At 66.4% G+C, this 20487-nt stretch carries 20 protein-coding genes; 12 read left to right on the top strand and 8 right to left on the bottom strand.

Annotated elements, in window-relative coordinates; translation table 11 throughout:
- Positions 1 to 59: 59 nt before the first annotated feature.
- A complete protein-coding gene (ftsY, locus tag FIU66_RS07945; protein ID WP_167622192.1) occupies positions 60 to 1103 on the bottom strand; it encodes a signal recognition particle-docking protein FtsY in 1044 nt (347 codons plus the stop codon).
- A 159-nt stretch (positions 1104 to 1262) separates the two neighbouring features.
- Here ftsY and FIU66_RS07940 point away from each other — a divergent pair, with 159 nt between their 5' ends.
- From FIU66_RS07940 to ispG, 4 genes are all read left to right on the top strand, one after another.
- Positions 1263 to 2555 (top strand): adenylosuccinate synthase, encoded by a 1293-nt coding sequence (locus tag FIU66_RS07940; RefSeq protein ID WP_167622191.1) that lies wholly within the window; start codon positions 1263 to 1265, stop codon positions 2553 to 2555.
- Between the two features lie 26 nt (positions 2556 to 2581).
- Positions 2582 to 2794 carry a DUF2842 domain-containing protein gene (locus FIU66_RS07935; protein ID WP_167622190.1) on the top strand — a complete coding sequence of 71 codons (213 nt, stop codon included), beginning with the start codon at positions 2582 to 2584 and terminating at the stop codon, positions 2792 to 2794.
- Positions 2791 to 3453 carry a thiamine diphosphokinase gene (locus FIU66_RS07930; RefSeq protein ID WP_167622189.1) on the top strand — a complete coding sequence of 221 codons (663 nt, stop codon included), beginning with the start codon at positions 2791 to 2793 and terminating at the stop codon, positions 3451 to 3453. The genes FIU66_RS07935 and FIU66_RS07930 overlap by 4 nt, the downstream gene beginning before the upstream one ends.
- A gap of 81 nt (positions 3454 to 3534) precedes the next feature.
- Positions 3535 to 4665, top strand: coding sequence for a flavodoxin-dependent (E)-4-hydroxy-3-methylbut-2-enyl-diphosphate synthase (gene ispG / locus FIU66_RS07925; RefSeq protein WP_167622188.1), 1131 nt, complete (start codon positions 3535 to 3537; stop codon positions 4663 to 4665).
- Positions 4666 to 4739: 74 nt separating this feature from the next.
- Here the strand turns inward: ispG and moaA are convergent, their stop codons facing one another.
- Positions 4740 to 5747 (bottom strand): GTP 3',8-cyclase MoaA, encoded by a 1008-nt coding sequence (moaA, locus tag FIU66_RS07920; protein ID WP_167622187.1) that lies wholly within the window; start codon positions 5745 to 5747, stop codon positions 4740 to 4742.
- 106 nt (positions 5748 to 5853) lie between these two features.
- Here moaA and FIU66_RS07915 point away from each other — a divergent pair, with 106 nt between their 5' ends.
- Positions 5854 to 6357, top strand: coding sequence for a hypothetical protein (locus tag FIU66_RS07915; protein WP_167622186.1), 504 nt, complete (start codon positions 5854 to 5856; stop codon positions 6355 to 6357).
- Here FIU66_RS07915 and FIU66_RS07910 read toward each other — a convergent pair.
- Positions 6345 to 7019 carry a DNA alkylation repair protein gene (locus tag FIU66_RS07910; RefSeq protein WP_167622185.1) on the bottom strand — a complete coding sequence of 225 codons (675 nt, stop codon included), beginning with the start codon at positions 7017 to 7019 and terminating at the stop codon, positions 6345 to 6347. The genes FIU66_RS07915 and FIU66_RS07910 overlap by 13 nt on opposite strands.
- Before the next feature lie 110 nt (positions 7020 to 7129).
- Between FIU66_RS07910 and aroA the strand changes: the two genes are divergently transcribed.
- On the top strand, positions 7130 to 8461 hold the full coding sequence (gene aroA, locus FIU66_RS07905) for a 3-phosphoshikimate 1-carboxyvinyltransferase (protein ID WP_167622184.1): 1332 nt from the start codon (positions 7130 to 7132) through the stop codon (positions 8459 to 8461).
- Here aroA and FIU66_RS07900 read toward each other — a convergent pair.
- The 3 genes from FIU66_RS07900 to FIU66_RS07890 all read right to left on the bottom strand — a co-directional run bounded on the left by FIU66_RS07900 (position 8458) and on the right by FIU66_RS07890 (position 13301).
- Positions 8458 to 8838, bottom strand: a complete 381-nt coding sequence (locus tag FIU66_RS07900; protein ID WP_167622183.1) for a VOC family protein — start codon at positions 8836 to 8838, stop codon at positions 8458 to 8460. The genes aroA and FIU66_RS07900 overlap by 4 nt on opposite strands.
- Positions 8839 to 8892: 54 nt before the next feature.
- Positions 8893 to 10788 carry a propionyl-CoA synthetase gene (locus FIU66_RS07895; RefSeq protein WP_167622182.1) on the bottom strand — a complete coding sequence of 632 codons (1896 nt, stop codon included), beginning with the start codon at positions 10786 to 10788 and terminating at the stop codon, positions 8893 to 8895.
- A 233-nt stretch (positions 10789 to 11021) separates the two neighbouring features.
- Complete coding sequence (locus FIU66_RS07890) at positions 11022 to 13301, bottom strand: NADP-dependent malic enzyme (RefSeq protein ID WP_167622181.1); 2280 nt, start codon at positions 13299 to 13301, stop codon at positions 11022 to 11024.
- A gap of 126 nt (positions 13302 to 13427) precedes the next feature.
- Here FIU66_RS07890 and FIU66_RS07885 point away from each other — a divergent pair, with 126 nt between their 5' ends.
- The 6 genes from FIU66_RS07885 to FIU66_RS07860 all read left to right on the top strand — a co-directional run bounded on the left by FIU66_RS07885 (position 13428) and on the right by FIU66_RS07860 (position 18898).
- Positions 13428 to 13823, top strand: a complete 396-nt coding sequence (locus FIU66_RS07885; protein ID WP_167622180.1) for a cytidine deaminase — start codon at positions 13428 to 13430, stop codon at positions 13821 to 13823.
- Complete coding sequence (locus tag FIU66_RS07880) at positions 13820 to 15103, top strand: thymidine phosphorylase (RefSeq protein ID WP_167622179.1); 1284 nt, start codon at positions 13820 to 13822, stop codon at positions 15101 to 15103. Before FIU66_RS07885 ends, FIU66_RS07880 begins: the two co-directional genes overlap by 4 nt.
- Positions 15100 to 16287, top strand: a complete 1188-nt coding sequence (locus FIU66_RS07875) for a phosphopentomutase (RefSeq protein ID WP_167622178.1) — start codon at positions 15100 to 15102, stop codon at positions 16285 to 16287. The genes FIU66_RS07880 and FIU66_RS07875 overlap by 4 nt, the downstream gene beginning before the upstream one ends.
- Complete coding sequence (locus FIU66_RS07870) at positions 16284 to 17243, top strand: adenosine deaminase (RefSeq protein ID WP_167622177.1); 960 nt, start codon at positions 16284 to 16286, stop codon at positions 17241 to 17243. Before FIU66_RS07875 ends, FIU66_RS07870 begins: the two co-directional genes overlap by 4 nt.
- On the top strand, positions 17240 to 17872 hold the full coding sequence (upp, locus tag FIU66_RS07865; protein ID WP_167622176.1) for a uracil phosphoribosyltransferase: 633 nt from the start codon (positions 17240 to 17242) through the stop codon (positions 17870 to 17872). The genes FIU66_RS07870 and upp overlap by 4 nt, the downstream gene beginning before the upstream one ends.
- 69 nt (positions 17873 to 17941) lie before the next feature.
- Positions 17942 to 18898, top strand: a complete 957-nt coding sequence (locus FIU66_RS07860; protein ID WP_167622175.1) for an SPOR domain-containing protein — start codon at positions 17942 to 17944, stop codon at positions 18896 to 18898.
- A 61-nt stretch (positions 18899 to 18959) separates the two neighbouring features.
- Here FIU66_RS07860 and FIU66_RS07855 read toward each other — a convergent pair whose 3' ends face one another.
- Together FIU66_RS07855 and tyrS are read right to left on the bottom strand one after the other, a co-directional pair.
- Positions 18960 to 19100 carry a hypothetical protein gene (locus tag FIU66_RS07855; protein WP_167622174.1) on the bottom strand — a complete coding sequence of 47 codons (141 nt, stop codon included), beginning with the start codon at positions 19098 to 19100 and terminating at the stop codon, positions 18960 to 18962.
- 120 nt (positions 19101 to 19220) lie between these two features.
- On the bottom strand, positions 19221 to 20465 hold the full coding sequence (tyrS, locus tag FIU66_RS07850; protein ID WP_167622173.1) for a tyrosine--tRNA ligase: 1245 nt from the start codon (positions 20463 to 20465) through the stop codon (positions 19221 to 19223).
- Positions 20466 to 20487: the final 22 nt, after the last annotated feature.

The raw sequence follows: 20487 nt of genomic DNA, 5'->3' as shown, positions 1-20487 counted from the left end.
CTGTCTGCCCCCACGCGCTTCGCGCGTTCCCCCGAGGATATTTGGGCAACGAAGAAGCGTCAGAGGCCGACGAGCGCGCGGGCGAAATCATTGGCGTCGAAGGCATCCAGGTCGTCGATCTGTTCGCCTACGCCGATGGCGTGGATCGGCAGGCCGAAACGGTCGGCCAGGGCCACCAGCACGCCGCCGCGCGCGGTGCCGTCAAGTTTCGTCATTACCAGGCCCGAGACATCGGCCAGTTGCCGGAAGGTTTCCACCTGGTTCAGCGCGTTCTGGCCCGTGGTCGCGTCCAGCACCAGCAGAGTATTATGCGGGGCCGAAGGATCCTTCTTGCGGATCACGCGGACGATCTTGGCCAGTTCCTCCATCAGGTCCTGGCGGTTCTGCAACCGGCCGGCGGTGTCGATCATCAGAAGGTCCGCGCCTTCGGCTTCGGCGCGCGTCATGGCATCGAAAGCGAGGCTCGCGGGGTCGCTGCCCTGCGCGGCGACCATCACCGGCACGCCCGCGCGCTGGCCCCAGACCTGCAACTGTTCGACCGCCGCCGCGCGGAAGGTGTCGCCCGCGGCGATCATCACCGACTTTCCGGCCGCGCGGAACTGGCTGGCCAGCTTGCCGATGGTGGTGGTCTTGCCTGCGCCGTTGACGCCCACGATCAGCACGACCTGCGGCTTTTTCGGGTAAAGCGGCAGCGGGCGCGCGACCGGGGTCATGATGCGAGTGATTTCACCGGCCAGCAGCTCCTTGAGTTCGGTGGCAGACAGGCGGCGGCCCATGCGTCCTTCGGCAATGTTGGCCGTCACGCGCAGCGCCGTGTCCACCCCAAGATCAGCCTGGACCAGCATGTCCTCCAACTCCTCGAGCATCGCGTCGTCAAGGGCGCGGCGCGGTTCCTCGGGGCGGGCGGGGGCGGTGCCGAACAGCCGCCCGACAATCCCCGCGGATGGGGTGGCAGGTGCTGCGGGCGAAACGGGGGCCGAAAGCAGGGTATCGGCCGGGGTCTCGGGCGAAGACGCGGGCGCATCGACGATGTCGTCCAGCCCTTCGCCGATCTTCGAGGAAGACCGGGTCAGCCGCTCGCGCAGTTTCGAGAAGAACGACATGCTTTGCACCTTTTCAGCCCAGCGGCGAACCTAATCCCTGCGGCCCGAAAGGAAAAGGGCAGCCGGGCCAGCCGTACCGGGCAAATCGCTGCTTTCCCCCGGACATGACCTGCGCTAGACCCTGCACCGGACATTTTTCGGGGAATGGAAGGACCGTTCATGGCCAATGTGGTGGTTGTCGGCGCGCAATGGGGCGACGAGGGCAAGGGCAAGATCGTCGACTGGCTTTCGGAACGGGCCGATGTGATCGCCCGCTTCCAGGGCGGCCACAATGCCGGGCACACGCTGGTCATCGGCGAGAAGGTCTTCAAGCTGTCGCTGCTGCCCTCGGGGATCGTGCGCGAGAACAAGCTGGCCGTGATCGGCAATGGCGTGGTGCTGGACCCTTGGGCGCTGTTTTCGGAAATCGACAAGCTGGCTGGGCAGGGCGTCGCGATTTCGACGGCAAACCTGATGATCGCGGAAAACACGCCGCTGATCCTGCCCTTGCACCAAGATCTGGACAAGCTGCGCGAGGAAGCGGCGGGCAAGGCCAAGATCGGCACCACCGGCCGCGGCATCGGACCGGCATACGAGGACAAGGTCGGCCGCCGCACCATCCGCGTGGCGGATCTGGGCGATGAGGAAACGCTGGACGCGCGGCTGGACCGCCTGCTGGCCCATCACGACGCGCTGCGCCAGGGTCTGGGCGCCGAACCGATCGACCGGGCGGAACTGAAGGCCAAGCTGATGGAGGTGGCGCCGAAGCTGCTGCCCTATGCCCAGCCGGTCTGGAAGATCATGGCCGATGCCCGCAAGGCCGGAAAGCGCATCCTGTTCGAGGGCGCGCAGGGGTCGCTGCTGGACATCGACTTCGGCACCTATCCCTATGTCACCAGCTCAACCACCATGTCGGGGATGGCGGCTTCGGGGACCGGCATGGGACCGTCGGCCATCGGCTTCGTGCTGGGGATCGTGAAGGCCTATACGACCCGCGTGGGCGAAGGTCCGTTCCCGACCGAGTTGCATGACGCAGACGGGCAGCGTCTCGGCGAACGCGGGCATGAATTCGGCACCGTCACGGGGCGCAAGCGGCGCTGCGGCTGGTTCGACGCCGTGCTGGTGCGCCAGACCTGCGCGATCAGCGGCGTGAACGGCATCGCGCTGACCAAGCTGGACGTGCTGGACGGGTTCGACACGCTGAAGATCTGCGTGGGGTATGAGATCGACGGCGTGAAATATGACTACCTGCCGACGGCGGCCGCATTGCAGGCCAAGGTAAAGCCGATCTATGAAGAAATGGAAGGCTGGCAGGAATCGACGCAGGGCGCGCGCAGCTGGGCCGATCTTCCGGCGGCGGCGATCAAGTATGTCCGCCGGGTCGAGGAACTGATCCAGTGCCCGGTTGCGCTGCTCTCGACCAGTCCCGAGCGGGAGGATACGATCCTTGTGACGGATCCGTTCTCGGACTGAGGCGGGCGGGCAGGAAAGGGCACGCGATGAACCTGAAGACACGCAAACGCCTGTCGCTGTTGATCCTGGTCATCGGCCTGCCGCTTTACATCGTGGCGGCGGTCACCCTGGTGAACTGGATGGACGCCCGCCTGGGCCGCCAGCCGATCCTGGTCGAGGTCGCCGTGTACGTGGGGCTTGGCATTCTCTGGATCCTGCCCTTCAAGCGCGTCTTCTCTGGCGTCGGTCGCGGGGAATGATTCCGCCCCTGGTCATTTCAGACCGGGGGGTTACCGTGATCGGGGGCGGCACGGCTTCGCCCTATGACCTGCAGACTGCCTTGGCGGTGGCACCGATGCTGGTGGCTGCGGACGGAGGCGCGGATCGGGCACTGGCCTTGGGGCAGCCGCCGGATTGGGTCATAGGGGATCTGGACAGCATCACGCCCCAGGCGCAGAAGCTGATCCCCTCGGGGCGCATCCATCATGTGGCCGAACAGGACAGCACCGATTTCGCCAAGTGCCTGACGCGCATTGCCGCGCCCTTCGTCATGGCGGTGGGCTTTGCCGGTCTGCGGCTGGATCACACGCTGTCGGCGCTGACCACCATGGCCAGCACACCCCGGCCCTTCGTGATCCTGCTGGCTTCCGATGACGTGGTCTTCGTGGCGCCGCCCCGGCTGACGCTGCCCTTGATGCCGGGAACGCGGGTGTCGCTGTATCCCATGGGACCGGCGCGCGGGATCAGCACAGGGCTGGAATGGCCGATCGAGGGGATCGAGTTCGCGCCGGGCGGGCGGGTCGGCACCTCGAACATGGCGAAGGGCGTCGTCACCCTGCGTATCGAAGGCAAGATGCTGCTGATGCTGCCGCGCAGCACGCTGGCATCCGTCATGACGGCGCTGCGCCTGCCGGCCTGAAGCCGATCAAAGCCCCGTGCAGCGGTTGCCGCCTTGGCCCGGATGGCTTATCTGCAAGATGCGAACCCGCGGAGGCCTTGCATGTCGCTGAACCCGATCCGTCCCTGGCGCAATATCGAGCGGCGGAAGTCCCGACAGATCATGGTCGGCAATGTGCCTGTGGGGGGCGATGCCCCGATCAGCGTGCAGACCATGACGAATACCAACGGACATGACGTGCGCGCGACCCTGGACCAGGTGATCCGCGCCGCCGATGCCGGTGCCGATATCGTCCGCATCAGCGCGCCCGACCAGGAGACGACCCGCGCGCTGCGCGAGATCTGCCGCGAAAGCCCGGTCCCCATCGTGGCCGACATCCATTTCCACTACAAGCGCGCGATCGAGGCCGCCGAGGCGGGCGCCGCCTGCCTGCGCATCAACCCCGGCAATATCGGCGACGAAAGCCGCGTGCGCGAGGTCATCAAGGCGGCCAAGGACCACGGCTGTTCCATCCGCATCGGCGTGAACGCCGGATCGCTGGAACGCCACCTGCTGGAGAAATACGGCGAGCCTTGCCCGGATGCGATGGTGGAATCGGGGCTGGATCATATCAAGATCCTGCAGGACAACGATTTCCACGAATTCAAGATCAGCGTGAAGGCCTCGGATGTGTTCCTGTCCGCCGCTGCCTATCAGCAACTGGCGGACGCGACGGATGCACCGATTCACCTGGGCATCACCGAGGCCGGGGGCTTTGTCGGCGGCACGGTGAAGTCGGCCATCGGGCTTGGCAACCTGCTGTGGATGGGCATCGGCGACACGATCCGCGTCAGCCTGTCCGCCGATCCGGTCGAGGAGGTGAAGGTCGGGTTCGAGATCCTCAAGTCGCTTGGCCTGCGGACGCGGGGGGTGCAGATCATTTCCTGCCCGTCCTGCGCGCGGCAGGGCTTTGACGTGATCCGCACCGTCGAGGCGCTTGAAAAGCGGCTGGAGCACATCAAGACCCCCATGTCGCTGTCGATCATCGGCTGCGTGGTCAACGGTCCGGGCGAGGCGCTGATGACCGATATCGGTTTTACCGGCGGCGGCGCGGGCAGCGGCATGGTCTATCTGGCAGGCCGCCAAAGCCACAAGATGACGAACGAGCAGATGATCGACCATATCGTGCAACTGGTCGAGGACCGTGCCGAGAAGATCGAAGCGGAAGCAGGCGCGCAGACGGCTGCCGAGTGATGGATGCCGCGGCGGCCGGGGGCGCTTCGCTCCCCGGACCCCCGAGGATATCTCGGCACAGAAGATGAAGCGCGTCAGCCGCCGGTATGGCTCATGTGGCGGGACATCTGGCCCGCGACGGTTTGGCGGGAATAGTCGAAGTCGTGGCCCTTGGGCTTGTGCGCAATGGCTGCGCGGATGGCGTCCTTGACCACCGCATCTTCAGGTGACGCCCGCAGCGGGGCGCGAAGGTCGGCGCGGTCTTCCTGGCCCAGGCACATGAACAACTCTCCGGTGCAGGTCAGGCGCACGCGGTTGCAGCTTTCGCAGAAATTGTGGGTCAGGGGAGTGATGAAGCCGATCTTCTGCCCGGTTTCCTGCAGCCGGACATAGCGGGCAGGGCCGCCGGTCCGTTCCGCCATGTCGATCAGCGTGAAGCGTTCGACTAGGCGTGCCCGCAGGTCCGACAGCGGCCAGTATTGATCCAGCCGGTCCTCGTTCCCCAGGTCGCCCATCGGCATGACCTCGATGAAGGTCAGGTCGTGGCCTTCGTCGCCGCACCAGCGAACGAGGTCGAAAAGCTCGGCGTCGTTCACGCCCTTCAGCGCGACGGCATTGATCTTGACGCTTAAACCCGCGGCCTTCGCGGCCTTGATGCCGTCCAGCACCTGCGCCAGGCGGCCCCAGCGGGTGATCGCCGCGAACTTGTCCGGATCGAGCGTGTCGAGCGACACGTTGACCCGCCTGACCCCGCAGTCCACCAGCTCGCTGGCAAAGCGGCCAAGCTGGCTGCCATTGGTCGTCAGGGTCAGTTCGTCCAGGCCCTTGCCCAGATGGCGCGACATCGATCGGAAAAAGCTCATGATGTTGCGACGGACCAAGGGTTCGCCCCCGGTGATGCGCAGCTTCTGGACGCCCAGGTCCACGAAGGCGCTGCACAGGCGGTCCAGTTCCTCAAGCGTCAGAAGATCGGCCTTGGGAAGGAACTGCATGTGTTCCGCCATGCAGTAGACGCAGCGGAAATCGCAGCGATCCGTGACCGATACCCGAAGATAGGTGATCGGCCGGGCGAAGGGGTCGATAAGGGGGGCCGCTTGCTGCATGGTCCCAATCTAGGCGCGCGGGCTTCCGCAGGCAAGGCGCCATGGTCTGGTGCGGCCGCGCAGGGCAGGCTAGGCTGACCCGGAAACGGGACAGAAGGGACGACCCATGCGTATCACCACCGCCATTCCGACGCTGATCCTGACCGGGGGACTGCTGGCGGGTTGCACCCCGGGCGCGATGACGGTCAGCCGCCCCGCCGAGGCTCCGGCTACCCAGATGACGGCCGAGCAGGTCGCAGCCGCCACCGCCGTGACCCGGGCCCCTGCGCCACGGCCGGCAGCACGCGCGACCGCCGCGCAGCTTGACACGACCACGCCCGAACAACGCGCGGCCGCTGCAAGACCCGCCGAGGCTGCCGAGACCCGGCTGGGCACCACCATCGCGTCGCTGGGCAATCCATCCGAGGGCGGTTTCTGGATCAAGACGCCGCTGGTCAAGGAACGCGGGCTGGGCCGGATCGTCGATCCCAGCACCGGCAAGTCCGCCAAGGTGGACCTGATCCCGCTGGACGGGCCAGAAAGCGGTGGGTCGCAGGTATCGCTGCCCGCGTTGCAACTGCTGGGCGTATCGCTGACCGACCTGCCCTCGATCGAGGTTTACCGGTCCTGAACCAGCCTCAGCGCTTCCTTGCGCGCGAAAGGCTTCATCCGTGCCCCGTGATCGGCCAGAAAGGCCTGCACGCGGGGCGTGTCGCGTTTTGACAGGTCGCGCAGCCACCAGGCGATGGCCTTCTGGATGAACCAGTCGCGGTCATCGGCAAGCTGCGCGGCCCAGCCGAGGACGCGTTCGCGGGCAGCCAGATCGGCGGGCTTGGGGTTGTTCATCTTGGCCCAGGGCAGGGTGCCCACCAGGGCGGCGCGGCGGGTCCACTTGTTGGGGAGGGCCAGCCAGGCCTCCACCTCGTCCAGCCTTGCAGGATCGGCCACAAGCCGTTTCTGTCCGGCGGTCATGGCGCTGTCGGCGATGGCCCAGCCGTCGAATTCGGGCACCCAGCCCGCGATCAGCGACCAGACGGCCTTGTCGGGGCGGATGCGCGCCTGCGTCAACAGCTTGGCAGCAGCCACGCGGGCTTCATGGATGTCGCTGTCCCACAAGCCCCGCGCCAGCGCCACGCGGTCATCGACATCCCGCGACGCCCGCCATTCGGCGACCAGATCGTCCAGTTGCGCGTTCGCCACCCCAAGGTAGACCCTGGGCGCCTTGTGATAGGTCAGCATCTGTTCGGCCTTTTCGGGATCGGCCAGGGCTTTCAGCGCATCCAGTTCGGTCATGGGAACCTCCGTTCCCGCGCTTCTAGAAAGCCGGGTGGCCGGGTGCAAGAACGGGCTGGCCGGACAAGGGTGGTGGCGCTAAAAGAACCGCGCAATCAACAGGTGTGCCCATGTCCCATTCGTCCGAACCCCGCCCGATGACCGCCCGCCGCAGCGGACCGCTGCGCGGCACGGCCCAGGTGCCGGGCGACAAGTCGATCAGCCACCGGGCGCTGATCCTGGGTGCGCTGTCGGTGGGCGAGACGCGGATCACAGGCTTGCTGGAAGGGCAGGACGTTCTGGACACCGCCAAGGCGATGGCTGCCTTCGGCGCGCAGGTCGAACGGCTGGGCGAGGGCGAGTGGCGCGTCCACGGCGTCGGCGTCGGAGGATTTTCCGAACCCGAGGGCGTGATCGACTGCGGCAATTCGGGCACCGGGGTGCGGCTGATCATGGGGGCCATGGCCACGACGCCGATCACCGCGACCTTCACCGGGGACGCCAGCCTGTCGCGCCGCCCGATGGCGCGGGTGACAGATCCGCTGGCCCTGTTCGGCGCGCAGATCACCGCGCGGGAAGGCGGGCGGCTGCCCATCACCATACAGGGCGCGGCCGATCCGCTGCCCCTGCGTTACCGCACGCCGGTGGCCAGTGCGCAGATCAAGTCGGCGATCCTGCTGGCGGGCCTCAATGTCCCGGGTGAGACGGTGGTGATCGAGGCCGAACCCACCCGGGATCATTCCGAACGGATGCTGGCGGGCTTTGGCGCGGATATCCGCACCGAAACCACGGCCGAAGGCCATGTGATCACGCTGCAAGGACGCCCCGAACTGCGGGCACAGCCCGTCGCCGTCCCGCGTGATCCGTCAAGCGCGGCCTTTCCCGTCGCCGCGGCCTTGGTGGTTCCCGGTTCCGAAATCCGCGTTCCCGGCGTCAGCCGCAACCCGACGCGCGACGGCCTTTATGTCACGCTGCTGGAAATGGGCGCGGACATCACCTTCGAGAACCCGCGCGAGGAAGGTGGCGAACCCGTGGCCGACCTGGTGGTCCGCCACGGCCCGCTGAAGGGCGTCACGGTTCCCGCCGAACGCGCAGCCAGCATGATCGACGAGTTTCCGATCCTGTCAGTGATCGCAGCCTTTGCCGAAGGCGCAACGGTGATGAACGGCGTCGCCGAACTGCGGGTCAAGGAAAGCGACCGGATCGACGCGATGGCGCGGGGTCTGGAAGCCAATGGCGTGCGGGTCGAGGAAACGCATGACAGCATGACCGTTTACGGCATGGCGTCGGTGCGCGGCGGCGGCACGGCCGTCACCCATCTGGACCACCGCATTGCCATGTCCTTCATGGTGCTGGGCCTTGCGGCCGACGCGCCAGTTTCGGTGGACGACGGATCGCCCATCGCAACCTCGTTCCCGTCCTTCGTGCCCCTGATGCAGGGGCTTGGCGCAGACCTGGGCTAGGTCTCGCGTTCGTCGAACTTGGCCTCGATGTTGTTGCCGTCGGGGTCGAGCAGAAACGCCGCGAAATAACCGGGGTGATAATCGCGCAGGCCGGGCGCGCCGTTGTCGGTGCCCCCTGCCTGCAGCCCGGCCTTGTGGAAAGCATGGACCTCTGCACGGGACCGGGCACGGAATGCAAGGTGGATCCGGCTTGGCGGGGCATCAACATCGGCCTGGTCCAGGTAGAACCCGTCCAGTTCAAGCCAGTCCCGGCCGCTGTCGGCCTGATCGCTTCGGCCAAGGGCATCGAACAGCGCCAGGTAGAATGTCCTGGCCTTGTCGAAATGCGCCACCCTCAGATGAACATGATCAATGAATTGGGTCGCTTTTTCGGTCATGGGCGCCTCCGCGACTGAAACGCAAAGGCGCCCCGTTGGTTCAGGGAACTTTTGTTAGCTCGCGTGCTGCGGATATCCCACCGCCCGCAGCGCGGTCGCGATCTCGTCAAGGATTGCCGGATCGTCGATGGTGGCCGGCGTCTTGAAGGATTGACCGTCGGCGATCTTGACCATCGTGGCGCGCAGGATCTTGCCCGAGCGGGTCTTGGGCAGGCGGTCCACGACGCAAGCGGTCTTGAAGGCCGCGACGGGGCCGATCTGGTCGCGGACCATGCCCACGACTTCCTTCACGACCTGCTGGTTGGGCGTGTTCGTGCCCTTCTTGAGGCACAGGAACCCCAGCGGCATCTGCCCCTTCAGGCTGTCCGCCACGCCGATGACCGCACATTCCGCGACCGCCGGATGGGCGGAAAGAACCTCCTCCATCGCGCCGGTGGACAGGCGGTGGCCCGCGACGTTGATGACATCATCCGTGCGGGCCATGATGTAGAGGTAGCCGTCCTCGTCGATATAGCCTGCATCGCCGGTCTCATAGTAGCCGGGGAAGTGCGACAGGTAGGACTTGCGGAACCGGTCCTCGGCATTCCACAGGGTCGGCAGGGTTCCGGGGGGCAGGGGCAGCTTGATGGCGACTGCGCCCAGGGTGCCGGCGGGAAGCGGGTGCCCTGCCTCGTCCAGGACCTGCACGTCATAGCCCGGCAGCGTGACGGACGGGCTGCCGCGCTTTACCGGCAGAAGCTCGATCCCCACGGGGTTCGCGACGATGGGCCAGCCTGTTTCCGTCTGCCACCAGTGGTCGATGACGGGAACACCTAGCTTTTCCTCGGCCCATTGGATCGTGTCCGGGTCGGCGCGTTCGCCCGCCAGGTACAGGGTCTTGAAGTGGCGCAGGTTGTAATCCTCGATCAGCTTTCCTTCCGGATCCTCGCGGCGGATGGCGCGGATCGCGGTTGGCGCGCTGAACACGCTTTTGACCCGATGGTTCTGGATCACGCGCCAATAGGCGGCGGCGTCGGGGGTGCCCACGGGCTTGCCCTCGAACACGATGGTGGTGGCGCCAACGGCCAGCGGGCCATAGCAGATATAGCTGTGGCCCACGACCCAGCCGACGTCCGATGCCGCCCAGAAAACATCGCCCGCGTCGATGCCATAGACGTTCTTCATCGACCAGGCGAGCGCGACCATGTGCCCGCCGGTATGACGCACCACGCCCTTGGGCTGTCCCGTCGTGCCCGAGGTGTAGAGGACATAGGCCGGATGATTGCCCTCGACCGGAACGCATTCCGCGGGTTCGACGCCGAACTGGAAGCTGTGCCAGGCCACGTCGCGGCCTTCGATCAGATGCGCGACCTCTTGTTCACGCTGGAAGATCACGCAGAAGTCGGGCTTGTGGGTCGCTTCATCGATCGCGCGGTCCAGCAGCGGCTTGTAGGGAACGATGCGGCCCGGTTCCAGCCCGCATGAGGCGGCGATGATGGCCTTGGGCGTGGCGTCGTTGATGCGGACTGCCAGTTCATGCGCGGCAAAACCGCCGAAGACGACGGAATGGATCGCGCCAAGGCGGGCGCAGGCCAGCATCGCCTCGAGTGCCTCGGGGACCATCGGCATGTAGATGATGACCCGGTCGCCCTTTTCGATCCCCTTCGCGCGAAGCGCCCCCGCAAGGCTGGCGACCCGGTCGCGCAACTCGGCGTATGTGATGCCCCGGCAGGACCGGGTGATGGGGCTGTCGTGGATGATGGCAAGCTGGTCGCCACGCCCGGCCTCGACATGGCGGTCCACGGCATTCCAGCAGGCGTTCAGCATCCCGTCGGCATACCATTCCCCGGCCGGACCCTGGTCGAAGAAGGCCCGGCTGGGCGGGCGCTCCCAGTCGATCTTGCGGGCCGCCTCCATCCAGAAGCCTTCGGGATCGGCCTGCCATCCGGCATAGGTGTCGCGATACGACATGGTTGTGTCTCCTCACTCCTGCCGCTGTGTTACGCAGCGACAGGGCTTCCGCGCAACAATGTTAGCGGAGAAGGTGAGGGTGAGGGCCGCGTTTTTAGCAAATGCGCTGCAGGACCATTTGCAAATTCATGGGCGCTGCAAAACGACCCATGCCGGCTGGACTTCTTTGCAAATGCAGCACTGCATCTGCAGCATGCCGGGCGAAGCGGATCCGAATCGCCCGGCCTAGCCCTTCAACTGTAATGGGCGACCGGAGTGCCGGCCAGCACGCTCATGTTCAGCAGGCCGCGCGTCGTGATCGACGGTGTGACGATATGGGCGCGGTTGCCCATGCCCATCAGGATCGGCCCGACCTCAAGCCCGTTGGCGCGCATCTTCAGCGCGTTCCTGACGCCCGAGGCAGCGTCGGTGCCCGCAAAGACCAGCACGTTCGCCACCCCTTCCAGACGGGAACCGGGGAAGATGCGTTCCCGCAGGGCAGGGTTCAGCGCCGAGTCGACGTGCATTTCGCCGTCATACATGAAGTCCGGCTTGCGGGCGTCCAGCAGGGACATGGCCTCGCGCATCTTGCGGCCGGTATAGGTGTCGAGGTTGCCGAACTGAGAATGGCAGCACAGCGCGATCTTGGGCGTCAGGCCGAAGCGGCGGACATGGCGCGCCGCGCCCATGACCGTCTCCATGACCTGATGCGGCGTCGGGTCGTCGTGGCACTGGGTGTCGGCGATGAACAGCGGCCCGTCTTCCAGGATGATCATCGACAGCGCGCCGACCGGGGCCAACCCGTCGCGCGCCAGGATCTCGCGGATATAGCGCAGGTGCCAGGAATACTGGCCGAAGGTGCCGCAGATCAGGCTGTCGGCCTCGCCCCGATGGACCATGACGGCGGCAATGGCGGTAGTGTTGGTGCGCATGATCGCCCGCGCGATGTCGGGGCTGACGCCACGCCGCGCCATCAGCTGGTGATAGGTTTCCCAGTAATCGCGGTATCGGGGGTCGTTCTCGGGGTTCACGATCTCGAAGTCACGCTCGGGGCGGATCGGCAGGCCCGCGCGTTCGGCGCGCATCGCGATCACCTCGGGACGGCCGATCAGGATCGGCACGTCGGTGGTTTCCTCCAGCATGGCATTGGCGGCACGAAGGACGCGTTCCTCCTCGCCCTCGGCGAAGGCGATGCGGCGGGTGGCGGTGGCGGCGGCCTCGAAGACCGGGCGCATGATCAGGGCGGACCGGAAGACCGAACTGTCCAGCTTGCGCTTGTAGGCTTCCAGGTCGGCGATGGGACGGGTGGCGACGCCGGTTTCCATCGCGGCCCGGGCCACGGCGGAACTGACCACGCCAACAAGGCGCGGGTCGAAGGGCTTGGGGATGAGGTATTCGGCCCCGAAGGTCAGCGTCTCGCCGCGATAGGCGGCAGCGGCCTCGGCCGCCGTGGTCGCACGGGCAAGTGCGGCGATGCCCTCGATGCAGGCAAGCTCCATCTCGGCGTTGATCGTGGTCGCGCCCACGTCAAGCGCGCCCCGGAAGATGAAGGGGAAGCACAGGACGTTGTTCACCTGGTTCGGGAAGTCGCTGCGGCCCGTGGCGATGATCGCGTCGGGTGCAACGGCACGGGCGTCGTCGGGCAGGATTTCGGGCGTCGGGTTGGCCAGGGCGAAGATGATCGGGCGGCGGGCCATCCGGGCCACCATGTCGGGCTTCAGCACGCCGGGACCGGAAAGGCCCAGGAACAGGTCCGCGCCGTCGATCACTTCGACCAGCGTCCGCGCCTCGGTTTCCTGGGCAAAGGCCGCTTTCTGGACGGTCATGTCCTCGACCCGGCCCTTGTAGACAAGGCCATGGATGTCGCAAAGCCAGATGTTTTCGCGCTTCACCCCCAGCTTCAGCAGCATGTTGAGGCAGGCAATCCCCGCCGCCCCGCCGCCGGTCGAGACGACCTTGATATCCTCGAACCGCTTGCCCGCGACATGCAGCGCGTTGGTCGCCGCCGCGCCGACGACGATCGCGGTGCCGTGCTGGTCATCGTGGAAGACGGGGATGTTCATGCGTTCACGGCACAGCTTCTCGACGATGAAGCAGTCGGGCGCCTTGATGTCTTCCAGGTTGATCGCGCCGAAGGTGGGTTCCAGCGCGCAGACGATGTCGGCCAGCTTCTCGGGGTCGGATTCGTTCACCTCGATGTCGAAGCAGTCGATGTTGGCGAACTTCTTGAACAGGACAGCCTTGCCCTCCATCACGGGCTTTGAGGCCGCAGCGCCGATGTTTCCCAGGCCCAGGACCGCCGTGCCGTTCGACACCACCGCCACCAGGTTCCCGCGCGATGTGTAGCGGCTGGCATTGGCGGCATCGGCCTGGATCTCCAGGCAGGCTTCGGCCACGCCGGGGGAATAGGCGCGGCTCAGGTCGCGTCCGTTGGCCAGCGGCTTGGTGGCCCGGATCTCCAGCTTCCCCGGACGCGGGAATTCGTGATAATCCAAAGCCTCTTGCCGGGCGTTGTCCTGTCTGCGTTCTTCCATCTCGGCCCCCTCGGTCTGCAAGTTAGTTCAGCGTTAAACCATTTCTTCGGCAGGGAACAGGAGCCTTCGGCTTGCGTTAGCGGCAACCCTGCGCGAAACTGCCGCCAGAAGATAAAGGAGCCGCCGATGTCGCTGCTGGATGCCGCCCGCGAGGTGCGCGAGATGGCCTATGTCCCCTATTCCAAGTTCAAGGTCGGCGCGGCGATCCGTGGCGCATCGGGCACCGTCTATCGCGGCTGCAACGTGGAAAACGTGGCCTATCCCGAAGGCACCTGCGCCGAGGCCGGGGCCATTGCGGCAATGGTCGCCGGGGGCGAGACCGAGTTGGTCGAGGTCGCGGTGATCGCCGACAGTCCGTCGCCCGTGCCCCCTTGCGGCGGCTGCCGCCAGAAGCTGGCGGAGTTCGGGCGGCATGACACGCCGGTGCTTCTGGCCACCACCGAAGGCGCGACGCTGGCGACGACCGTTGGCGAATTACTGCCGGGGCGTTTCGACGCCGGCCACATGGCCAAGGCTGAATGACCGATCCTCGGCCCGTCATTGCGGCGATCCGGGACGGTCGCGGACTGGACGGTCCGGGGGCTGCGCTGATGGCGCAGGGCTTGGCCGATGGGTCCGTCAGCGACGCCCAGGCGGGCGCCTTCGCGATGGCCGTCCTGACCCGGGGCATCGGCGTGCCGGGCCGCGTGGCGCTGACGCGCGCAATGCGCGATTCGGGTCATGTCCTGCACTGGGATCTGCCGGGGCCAGTGGTGGACAAGCATTCGACGGGCGGCATCGGCGACACGGTCAGCCTTGTGCTTGCACCTTTGCTGGCGGCACGGGGTATGTTCGTGCCGATGATCTCGGGGCGTGGCTTGGGCCATACAGGCGGCACGCTGGACAAGCTCGAGGCGATCCCGGGATACCGCTGCGACCAGCCCGAGGATGACTTCCGCCGCATCGTCCGCACCACGGGCTGCGCCATCGTCGCGGCCAGCGGCGATTTCGCCCCTGCCGACCGGAGGCTTTACGCGATCCGCGACGAATCGGCGACGGTGGAGTCCATCGACCTGATCACCGCCTCGATCCTGTCCAAGAAGCTGGCGGCGGGGCTGCAGGCGCTTGTGCTGGATGTGAAGGCGGGCTCGGGCGCCTTTTTGCGCAAGGCTGAATCGTCGCATCGGCTGGCCCAGGCACTGGTGGAAACCGCCAACGGCGCGGGCTGCCCCACCGCCGCACTTATTACCGACATGGACCAACCCCTGGCCCGTAGCGCCGGGAACGGGCTGGAGGTGGCCGAGGCGATCCGCGTCCTGCGCGGAGAGGCCGGGGCGCTGCGCGACCTGACGCTGGCCCTTGCATCCGAAGTGCTTGCCCTGGTCGGGCAGGGCGACGAAGGGCTTGCGGGTCTGCTGGATTCCGGCGCCGCGGCCGAGGCGTTCGGCCGCATGGTCGCGGCCCAGGGCGGGCCATCGGACCTGGTGGACCGTCCCGACGCGCATCTGGCGGCGGCCCCCGTCACCCGCCCGGTTCCCGCGCCCGAAGGGCGGGTTGCGCAGATCGACGTTACCGCGCTTGGCCATGCCGTCGTCGCCCTTGGCGGTGGCCGTGTCCGCGCGGGCGAGGCGATCGACCCTCGCGTCGGCCTGTCGATGCTGGCGAAGCTTGGCGAACAGGTCGGCCCCGGCCGCCCCCTGGCCCTGGTCCATGCCGCCGACGACACCGCGGCCGAGGTCGCGGTTGCCGCCGTTGCCGCCGCTTACAGCCTTGGCGAGGGCGCAGATCCCGGCCCGCTTGTTCGCGACAGGATCGCGCCGTGACGGAACGGCGGGCTTTCCTGGTGGTGATGGACAGCGTGGGCATAGGCGGCGCGCCCGATGCCAATCGCTTCTTCAACGGCGCGCGCCCCGACACCGGCGCAAATACCGTGGGTCACATCGCGCAGGCGCGGCCCTTGAACATGCCGAACCTCGCCCGGCTGGGTCTTGGGGCTGCCGTCAGGCTGGCCTCGGGCCAGGATGCGCCGGGGCTTATGGTCCCTTCCCAAGGCCTCTGGGGCGCCGCGACCGAGATTTCCAAGGGCAAGGACACCCCCTCGGGTCATTGGGAGATTGCGGGCGTGCCTGTCCCATGGGACTGGCACTATTTCCCCAACAACACCCCTGCCTTCCCGCCCGAGGTAACGGCGCGTATCTGCGAATTGGCGGGCACCACGGGGATCCTGGCCGACTGCCATGCATCGGGCACCCAGGTGATCGAGGATTTCGGAGCCGAGCATATCCGGACGGGCTGGCCCATCTGCTATACGTCGGTGGACAGCGTGCTTCAGATCGCCGCGCATGAAGACCATTTCGGCCTGGACCGGCTGATCGCCCTGTGCCAGTCCCTCGCGCCCATGCTGCACGCGATGCGCGTGGGGCGCGTGATCGCGCGGCCCTTCCTGGGTGAGACACCTGGCGCGTTCCGGCGCACTGGAAACCGCCGCGATTTCGCCATCGCACCGCCCGGACGGACCATCCTGGACATCGCGCAAGGGGCGGGACGCGTGACCCATGCCATCGGCAAGATCGGCGACATCTTCAGCCATCGCGGCATCAGCCACCTGCACAAAGGCAAGTCCGATGCCGATCTTGCCGATCATCTGATCCGGCTTGGCAAGGAAGCCGAACCCGGCAGCCTGACCTTCGCCAACTTCGTCGAGTTCGACACCAATTTCGGCCACCGGCGCGACATTCCCGGCTATGCCGCGCAGCTTGAATGGTTCGATGGCATCGCCGGCCGCTTCATGGCCAGCCTGCGCCCCGGCGATCTGGCGATCTTCACCGCAGATCACGGCAACGACCCGTCCTGGCACGGCACCGACCACACCCGAGAGCGTGTCGCCGTTCTGGGTCATGGCCTGGGCGCAAAGGACGTGGGACTGGTCGGCTTCAGCGACATCGGCGCCTCGGTCCTGGAGCATCTGGGCCTGCCGCCGCCCGATCATGGAAGGTCGTTCCTGTGAAGAAGATCGAACTGCACCTGCATCTGGAAGGCGCCGCCCCGCCTGCCTTCATCAGGGGCTTGGCGGCCGAAAAGCACGCCGACCTGTCCGGCGTTTTCGACGAGCGCGGGAACTATGCCTATGACGGATTCGAGGGGTTCCTGCGCTGCTACGAAGCCGCCACCAGCGTGCTGCGGACGCCGCGCGACTTTGCCCGCCTGCTGGCCGAAGTGCTGGAGCATTCGGCCGAGCAAGGCGTGATCTATACCGAACTCTTCGTCTCGCCCGAATTTTGCGGCGGGGCCGATCTGTCCGCATGGCGCGATTACCTTGCCGCCATGGTCGAGGTCGCGGACAAGGCCCGCGCCCAGGGCATCGACAGCCGCGCCATCCTGACAGCCATCCGCCATTTCGGCCCCGATCGGGCCCGCAGGACGGCCGTCTGCGCCGCCGAAACCGCGGGCGGTTGGGTAACCGGCTTTGGCATGGGCGGGGCCGAATCCGTCGGCCGCGCAACCGATTACGCCTGGTCCTTCGACTGCGCGCGAGAGGCGGGGTTGGGCCTGACCTGCCATGCAGGCGAATGGCGCGGCCCCGAGAGCATCCGCGATGCCCTCTCGCTTGGCTGCACCCGGATCGGCCACGGCGTCCGCGCGACCGAGGATCCGGGGCTTGTCCGCGAACTGGCTGACAAGGCGGTGACCCTGGAAGTCTGCCCGGGATCGAATGTCACGCTTGGGGTTTATCCCGACTGGCGGTCCCATCCCGTCGCGCGGCTTGCCGATGCAGGGGTCCGGGTCACCGTATCGACCGATGATCCGCCGTTCTTCCACACGACGATGCGTCACGAATACGACCGGCTTGCCGACACCTTCGCTTGGGGCGATACGGAGTTCATGCAAATCAATCGCTGGGCAGCCGAGGCCGCGTTCTGCGACCCTGCCACCCGCGACCGGCTTTTGAAGGAGTTTCCGTGAACCAGCACCTGACCGTCATCGACCACCCGCTTGTGCAGCACAAGCTGACGATCATGCGCAAGAAGGACGTGTCCACCGCGGGCTTCCGCCGCCTGCTGCGCGAGATCAGCCTGCTTCTGGCCTATGAGGTCACGCGAGAGCTTGAACTGACCTCGACCCGGATCGAGACGCCGATCTGCGAAATGGATGCCCCCACGCTTGAAGGGAAGAAGCTGGCGCTGATCTCGATCCTGCGCGCGGGCAACGGCTTGCTGGACGGCATCCTCGAGATGATCCCTTCGGCCCGGGTGGGCTTTGTTGGCATGTATCGCGACCCCGAGACGCTGATGCCGGTCGAATATTACTGCAAGGTTCCCAAGGAACTGGATGCGCGTCTGACGATCGTCGTCGATCCGATGCTGGCCACGGGCAATTCATCCGTGGCGGCCATCGACATGCTGAAGGCGCGGGGCGCGACGAACCTGCGCTTCCTGTGTCTTCTGGCCGCGCCCGAAGGGGTCGAGCGGATGCGCCAGGCCCATCCCGACGTGCCGATCTATACCGCATCGCTGGACGAAAGGCTGGACGATCACGGCTATATCGTGCCGGGTCTGGGGGATGCGGGCGACCGGATGTTCGGCACGAAATAGGCGGCGTTAACCCCAGGTTCATGCGTTGCCCGTAATGCTGGGCCCACGAAACAGAATCGCGGGTGGCGGATGTGGGTCCTGGGTTTGCTGGTGATGGTGCTCTTGCTGCCGGGGCAGGTTCGGGCCGCGCCCGAGCCGCCCCCGCCCGGGGATTTCCCGGGCGCGCAGTATATCGACCGGACCGGCTGCGTCTTCGTCCGAGAGGCTGAGGCCTGGCTGCCGCGCCTGGACAAGGCAGGCACGCCGATCTGCGGTTTCCCCCCCAGCAAGGGCGCCGAAACGGGCGCAGACGTAGCCGCGATCCCCTCGCCCGAGGAGGCCTTGGCAGATATGCTGGCCGAAGGCCTGCGGGCTGGCGACCTTGCTTCCGGCCAGCCTGCGGTGCCCCTGCCGGATGTGCCGCCTGACCCGGAACAAGCGGTGCTTGACGCGCAGGTGCAGGACCAGCTTGCGGTCGAAAGGCGAATGCGCAGCCTGTTGGCTGGTCCGGCACCCAAGGGTTTGTGCGAAAGCCTCGGCTATCGGCCTGCCGATGGACCTGTCTCGGTTATCGGTGGCGATGTCACGCAGGGGCTGTGTCCCGGCATGACCGCGCCCGAACTGAAGCCGGTGACCGTTGCCGCAAGGAAGCCACAGTCCGCGTCCGAGACGCCATTGCCCGAACCCGTCGCCACGGCCCGCAGACCGGTTGATCCATCGCCCGTCCACAAGACGGGAAAGGCCGTCAAAGGAAAGGGAGTGACGCGCAGGCCAGCCGCCCCCCAAGTTGCCCCCCCTTCCTCGGCCGAAGTGATTCCCGCCAATGCGCGCTATGTGGAGATAGGGACGTTCACCGATCAGGCCGACGCGCAGGCCGCCCTGCGAACCCTGTCGCAACAGGGCTTTCGCACGGCGCAGCGCGATCAGAAGGTGGGGGACAAGGCCGGCAAGGCGATTCTCGCGGGGCCATTCGCGGATCGGCAGGCACTGGTCAGGGCGCTGAACCGGTTGCGCGCAAACGGCTTTCCCCGCTCAGTCGCGCGATAAGCCCTGGACATGCAAAGGGGGCGCGAACGCCCCTGGGAAATCCTGCTGGTCTGGCCTTGGTTCAGGCGGCGCGGCGGGTTTCGATCACGCGGGGCGCTTCCTCGCGCGTGAAATAGCCGAACATCTGGTCCAGCACGGCATCTGTCTGCGCCGCAAGCTTGCGGGCGGTGATGCTGAGGGGTTGAGCGGTGTTGTCTGCCATTGTCCTGTCTTTCGGGTCGGAGTGTCCCCTCCCGATCCGTCAGATAGGTATGGCGGCGCGAACTGTCCAGCGGCGCAATGCCGCGCCGCAGCGATGCAGGGCTGCCATGCAGCCTCTGCATCAGCCGATCCGGACCATCCGGTGCTTCTTTTTGCCCACTGACACCTTCAGCCCGCCGCCGATCAGCGCCGCATCCACTGCAAGCTGCGGATCGGACACCGGCTCGTTGTTCAACCGCAAGCCGCCCTCGGCGATCAGTCGCTTGGCTTCCTTCCCCGAGGCTGTGATTCCCGTCTGCACCAGAAGTTGCGCAACCGTCATGCCCCCTGCCAAGGCGTTCGCACCGATCGACGCAACCTCCAGGTCGCCGCCTGCGCCGCCCTGCTCGAAAACCTCGCGGGCGGTGGCCTCGGCGCTTGCGGCAGCGTCCGGGCCGTGCAGCAGGGACGTCACCTCATTGGCCAGCAGAACCTTGGCCTCGTTGATCTCGGACCCCTGCAGCGCGCCCAGGCGGTTGCATTCCTCGACCGGCAGTTCGGTATACAGCTTCAGGAAGCGGCCCACATCGGCATCGGTCGTATTGCGCCAGAACTGCCAGAACTCATAGGGCGACAACATCGCCCTGTTCAGCCAGACCGCGCCGCCTGCCGACTTGCCCATCTTGCGCCCGTCGCTGGTCGTCAGCAGCGGCGAAGTCAGGCCCCAGATCACCGCATCGTCCACCCTGCGCGTCAGGTCGATGCCGTTGACGATGTTGCCCCACTGGTCCGACCCGCCCATCTGAAGCTGGCAGCCATAGCGGCGGTGCAGTTCCAGGAAGTCATAGGCCTGCAGGATCATGTAGTTGAACTCCAGGAAGGACAGCGACTGTTCGCGATCCAGCCGGGACTTCACCGATTCAAAGGACAGCATCCTGTTGACGCTGAAATGCCGCCCTACGTCGCGCAGGAACTCCAGGTAGTTCAGCCCGTCCAGCCATTCGGCGTTGTTCAACATCAGCGCAGCGCCGTCGCCATAGGACAGATAGCGCGCGAAGACCTGCTGCATCCCGTCGATGTTCGACTGGATCGCAGCTTCGTCCAGCAGCGGGCGTTCCTCGGAGCGGAAGGAGGGGTCGCCCACCTTGGTCGTGCCGCCGCCCATCAGCGTGATCGGACGGTTGCCGGTCTTCTGGAACCACCGCAGCATCATGATGTTCAGCAGGTGCCCTACATGCAGCGACGCCGCCGTCGCGTCATAGCCGATATAGGCCGTGACCGAGCCTTCCAGCAGCGCCTGGTCCAGTGCCGCATAATCCGTGCAGTCGGCCACGTAGCCGCGTTCGAACATGACGCGCAGGAAATCGGACTTGGGGCTGTAGGTCATCGGCTTTTTCCTTCTGATCGCC

Origin of the sequence: Paracoccus sp. AK26 (assembly GCF_011801365.1) — a bacterium.
GTDB lineage: Bacteria > Pseudomonadota > Alphaproteobacteria > Rhodobacterales > Rhodobacteraceae > Paracoccus > Paracoccus aerius.
This window is presented reverse-complemented; position numbering and strand designations above follow the sequence as displayed.

Excerpts from the sequence above, each read along its gene's own strand:
- ftsY (WP_167622192.1), bottom strand. The coding sequence starts at position 1,103 with ATGTCGTTCTTCTCGAAACTGCGCGAGCGGCTGACCCGGTCTTCCTCG.
- FIU66_RS07940 (WP_167622191.1), top strand. The coding sequence starts at position 1,263 with ATGGCCAATGTGGTGGTTGTCGGCGCGCAATGGGGCGACGAGGGCAAG.
- FIU66_RS07935 (WP_167622190.1), top strand. The coding sequence starts at position 2,582 with ATGAACCTGAAGACACGCAAACGCCTGTCGCTGTTGATCCTGGTCATC.
- FIU66_RS07930 (WP_167622189.1), top strand. The coding sequence starts at position 2,791 with ATGATTCCGCCCCTGGTCATTTCAGACCGGGGGGTTACCGTGATCGGG.
- ispG (WP_167622188.1), top strand. The coding sequence starts at position 3,535 with ATGTCGCTGAACCCGATCCGTCCCTGGCGCAATATCGAGCGGCGGAAG.
- moaA (WP_167622187.1), bottom strand. The coding sequence starts at position 5,747 with ATGCAGCAAGCGGCCCCCCTTATCGACCCCTTCGCCCGGCCGATCACC.
- FIU66_RS07915 (WP_167622186.1), top strand. The coding sequence starts at position 5,854 with ATGCGTATCACCACCGCCATTCCGACGCTGATCCTGACCGGGGGACTG.
- FIU66_RS07910 (WP_167622185.1), bottom strand. The coding sequence starts at position 7,019 with ATGACCGAACTGGATGCGCTGAAAGCCCTGGCCGATCCCGAAAAGGCC.
- aroA (WP_167622184.1), top strand. The coding sequence starts at position 7,130 with ATGTCCCATTCGTCCGAACCCCGCCCGATGACCGCCCGCCGCAGCGGA.
- FIU66_RS07900 (WP_167622183.1), bottom strand. The coding sequence starts at position 8,838 with ATGACCGAAAAAGCGACCCAATTCATTGATCATGTTCATCTGAGGGTG.
- FIU66_RS07895 (WP_167622182.1), bottom strand. The coding sequence starts at position 10,788 with ATGTCGTATCGCGACACCTATGCCGGATGGCAGGCCGATCCCGAAGGC.
- FIU66_RS07890 (WP_167622181.1), bottom strand. The coding sequence starts at position 13,301 with ATGGAAGAACGCAGACAGGACAACGCCCGGCAAGAGGCTTTGGATTAT.
- FIU66_RS07885 (WP_167622180.1), top strand. The coding sequence starts at position 13,428 with ATGTCGCTGCTGGATGCCGCCCGCGAGGTGCGCGAGATGGCCTATGTC.
- FIU66_RS07880 (WP_167622179.1), top strand. The coding sequence starts at position 13,820 with ATGACCGATCCTCGGCCCGTCATTGCGGCGATCCGGGACGGTCGCGGA.
- FIU66_RS07860 (WP_167622175.1), top strand. The coding sequence starts at position 17,942 with ATGTGGGTCCTGGGTTTGCTGGTGATGGTGCTCTTGCTGCCGGGGCAG.
- FIU66_RS07855 (WP_167622174.1), bottom strand. The coding sequence starts at position 19,100 with ATGGCAGACAACACCGCTCAACCCCTCAGCATCACCGCCCGCAAGCTT.
- tyrS (WP_167622173.1), bottom strand. The coding sequence starts at position 20,465 with ATGACCTACAGCCCCAAGTCCGATTTCCTGCGCGTCATGTTCGAACGC.